The sequence below is a fragment of the Planktotalea sp. genome, assembly GCF_049680325.1.
Lineage (GTDB): Bacteria > Pseudomonadota > Alphaproteobacteria > Rhodobacterales > Rhodobacteraceae > Planktotalea.
This window is the reverse complement of sequence record NZ_JBAUHO010000078.1, coordinates 1-3,395: the sequence shown is the minus strand read 5'-3', so window position 1 is coordinate 3,395 and position 3,395 is coordinate 1. Positions and strand designations below refer to the sequence as shown.

Annotated in this window: 6 protein-coding genes; all 6 read right to left on the bottom strand. The window is 55.4% G+C overall.

Annotated elements, in window-relative coordinates:
- The coding region (locus WBC85_RS03245) for a L,D-transpeptidase (protein WP_424433239.1) at window positions 1-412 on the bottom strand (412 nt) is incomplete at its 3' end.
- A gap of 133 nt (window positions 413-545) precedes the next feature.
- Window positions 546-1,388 carry a HalD/BesD family halogenase gene (locus WBC85_RS03240; protein ID WP_424433238.1) on the bottom strand — a complete coding sequence of 281 codons (843 nt, stop codon included), beginning with the start codon at window positions 1,386-1,388 and terminating at the stop codon, window positions 546-548.
- Window positions 1,389-1,596: 208 nt separating this feature from the next.
- The gene (rplP, locus tag WBC85_RS03235; protein ID WP_424433237.1) at window positions 1,597-2,010 is read right to left on the bottom strand and encodes a 50S ribosomal protein L16; all 414 of its coding nucleotides are present in this window, start codon (window positions 2,008-2,010) and stop codon (window positions 1,597-1,599) included.
- Window positions 2,011-2,022: 12 nt separating this feature from the next.
- Window positions 2,023-2,730 carry a 30S ribosomal protein S3 gene (gene rpsC, locus WBC85_RS03230; RefSeq protein ID WP_424433236.1) on the bottom strand — a complete coding sequence of 236 codons (708 nt, stop codon included), beginning with the start codon at window positions 2,728-2,730 and terminating at the stop codon, window positions 2,023-2,025.
- Window positions 2,730-3,110: a 50S ribosomal protein L22 gene (gene rplV, locus WBC85_RS03225; protein WP_040776020.1), complete on the bottom strand. Its 381-nt coding sequence runs from the start codon at window positions 3,108-3,110 to the stop codon at window positions 2,730-2,732. The genes rpsC and rplV overlap by 1 nt, the downstream gene beginning before the upstream one ends.
- A 3-nt stretch (window positions 3,111-3,113) precedes the next feature.
- Window positions 3,114-3,392 carry a 30S ribosomal protein S19 gene (rpsS, locus tag WBC85_RS03220; RefSeq protein ID WP_424433240.1) on the bottom strand — a complete coding sequence of 93 codons (279 nt, stop codon included), beginning with the start codon at window positions 3,390-3,392 and terminating at the stop codon, window positions 3,114-3,116.
- Between the last annotated feature and the right edge of the window lie 3 nt (window positions 3,393-3,395).

Here is a 3,395-nt window from a genome sequence, read left to right as displayed (position 1 = left end):
CATATAGATGTGGATCGCGTTTTATCATTGCAGGCGTTGGCGTCCAAGTGGGCCATTTGCTTTTGCGTTTGATCGTAAACGTGCCCGGCTCGTAAAGCTTACCGCGCGCAATCGCCACGCCGTAGCGCATCGCCGTTCCGCCCTCTTCAATGTGATACAGATAGCGTGCGACGGCATCCACGTGGATGTCACCTGGCGTCAAACCTGCATTGGCTTCAACCCGCTGCGGAAGAAAGCGACGGTGCAATCCCCATGGGTTGGACGTTGCTGGGTCATAAGCCGCTGGCGTGATCTGCGCGTCCCATGCATCCCACTGTGATCGATTGGACGTCGGCGCAGCATTGGCAAGATTGGCAATGGGCGTAGAAAAAAGCGCCGTAGAGGTCGCGATGAAATGGCGGCGGGTGAGCATGGCAGTGCTATCCTTATCGTCGTGTTAGCGAGTCGTGTGCGACAAGGGATATCGCGGTTGCCCCGAAAGTGCGAGTCACTTGGATGTGTGGTGTACTTGGCCCCTCTCCGCTTCGGGGCAGCCTGCGTATTTGTTAATCCAGGAAGCTGTCCGCACGTTGTCCTGCACGCTCTTTATGGATTGGCAGGACACGGCCATAAAGCTGCATCGTGCGCTCGACGCTACCGACCATTCCGGGCTCTTCCACATAGGAAAAGATCGCCACATAGCGCGGCCGCGCGCCCTTAAGCGGCGCGACGCGGTGCAAGGAATAACGCCCGCAAAAAAGCTGCAAATCGCCCGGCTCCAGATTGAGGACCCGAACCTTTTCAGACGTGCCATCCAGCACGCGTGTGACCTCGCCGAAGTTTTCGTCCTGTTCGCGAATGCGCGGCGCGTACTCAAAGGCACCGCCCTCCTCTGCGTTCTGGATCGCCAGCGTGACGGTGAAATTGTTGGTGTCAAAATGCCATGGAAAGCCGTTGCCCTCGCCCGCCATGTTCACGATTACATCGGCAAGCGGGTCTGCATAGCGATAGAATTTCTCTTCTTGCAGGCAGTCCTGGATAAACTGATCGAAGCCCTCAAAATCATGCACACTGCGCAAGGCACCACTTGCGGCGAAATTATCTGCGGGGATGAAGGCATTGGAGCGCTCATAAAAGCGCCTGCGCGGATCATCCGCTGGCAGGTTTGGATCATCCTGTGTGAAGTAGACATTGGTTTTGTTGAACGTCTTGTGGCCCTTGTCAGAAACGCTGTCCGCCTCCGCCGCCAATGCATCGATACCTTCGGGCGTTAGGAAGCCTTTCAGGACCGCGCAGCCATGCGCCTCAAGATCGGCGCGCACACGGGCAAGAACCGCATCGCGTTCAGGTCCGCGTTGGTTGATTGGGTAAGTGGCAAGATTGATGAATGCCGCGCCGGTTGCTTGCATGATGGTCTCCCGAATTTTCTCCATGAACGAGCGGAAACGGCGCTAGGTCTGGCAATTCGGCGACATCGCAAAGGCGGGAATCGACCACTCTCAAGAGGCGTTGGTTCAACTGGAATGCATAGACACCAAATCCTGCAGCAACGAAAAACCCCCACCGATCACTCGGCAGGGGTTTCTCAATTTCTAACGAACGCCCGAAGGCTGTCGTTTACCAGTCTTCGCGCACAACAACCCGTGTTTTCACAGGCAGTTTCATCGCGGCAAGGCGAAGCGCCTCACGGGCGATGTCGTCGTTGACACCGTCAATTTCAAACATCACGCGGCCTGGTTTGACCTTGGCTGCCCAAAAGTCCACGGAACCTTTACCCTTACCCATACGAACTTCGGTGGGCTTGGAGGTCACGGGAACGTCTGGGAAGATCCGGATCCAGACACGGCCTTGACGTTTCATGTGACGCGTCATTGCGCGACGTGCGGCTTCGATCTGGCGTGCAGTTACACGCTCGGGCTGCGTGGCCTTAAGGCCATACGTGCCGAAGTTCAGATCAGATCCGCCCTTAGCAAGACCTTTGATACGGCCTTTGTGCTGCTTGCGGAATTTGGTACGCTTTGGTTGAAGCATCTTCTCTCTCCCTTAGCGACGACCGCCAGCACCGCGAGGTGCAGGGCCATCCTGGAGTTCCTGTGCTTTACGGTCACGCGCTTGGGGATCGTGTTCCATGATCTCGCCTTTGAAGATCCAGGTTTTGATCCCGATGATGCCATATGCAGTCAAGGCTTCAACGTGAGCGTAATCGATATCGGCGCGCAGTGTATGCAAAGGCACGCGGCCTTCACGATACCATTCGGTCCGTGCAATTTCTGCACCGCCCAAACGACCCGCGACGTTAACGCGGATACCAAGAGCACCCATGCGCATTGCGTTCTGAACGGCACGCTTCATAGCGCGACGGAAAGAAACACGGCGCTCGAGCTGCTGAGCAATGCTCTCACCGACAAGATGTGCGTCCAGCTCTGGCTTGCGTACTTCAACGATGTTCAAGTGCAATTCGCTGTCTGTGATTTTGGCCAGCTTCTTGCGGAGCGTTTCGATGTCCGCGCCTTTCTTGCCAATAATCACACCAGGGCGTGCAGTGTGGATCGTAACGCGGCACTTCTTGTGTGGGCGTTCGATAATCACACGGGCGATGCCCGCTTGCTTGCACTCTTTGTTGACGAATTCGCGGATTGCGAGATCTTCCAGAAGAAGGTTCCCGTAATCTTTGCTATCCGCATACCAGCGGCTGTCCCAAGTACGGTTCACCTGAAGGCGCATGCCGATTGGATTGGTTTTATTACCCATTAGCTTTGCTCCTCGATCTGACGGACCAGAATGGTGATCTCGGCGAACGGCTTGATGATCTTACCGAAACGACCACGCGCCCGTGGGCGACCGCGCTTCATGGTTAGGTTCTTACCGACATAGGCTTCTGCCACGATCAGCTCGTCCACATCCAGGTTATGGTTGTTTTCAGCATTGGCGATGGCCGACTGAAGGCACTTACGCACATCAACAGCAATACGCTTTTTTGAAAACGCCAGATCTGTCAGCGCTTTGTCCACTTTCTTGCCGCGGATCATACCGGCAACAAGGTTCAGCTTTTGCGGGGAGGTACGGAGCATGCGCAGTTTTGCCATTGCTTCGTTGTCTGCCACGCGGCGGGGATTCTTATCCTTGCTCATGGCTTACTTCCGCTTCGCTTTTTTGTCAGCAGCATGGCCATAATAGGTGCGTGTTGGTGAATACTCACCAAACTTCTGACCGATCATGTCTTCTGTGACGTTTACAGGAATGTGCTTCTGGCCGTTGTAGACACCGAACGTGAGACCCACGAACTGCGGCAGAATCGTGCTGCGGCGCGACAAGATTTTGATGACTTCGTTACGACCGCTCTCGCGTGACGCTTCGGCTTTCTTAAGCACGTAAGCATCCACAAAGGGGCCTTTCCAAACAGAGCGTGACATATG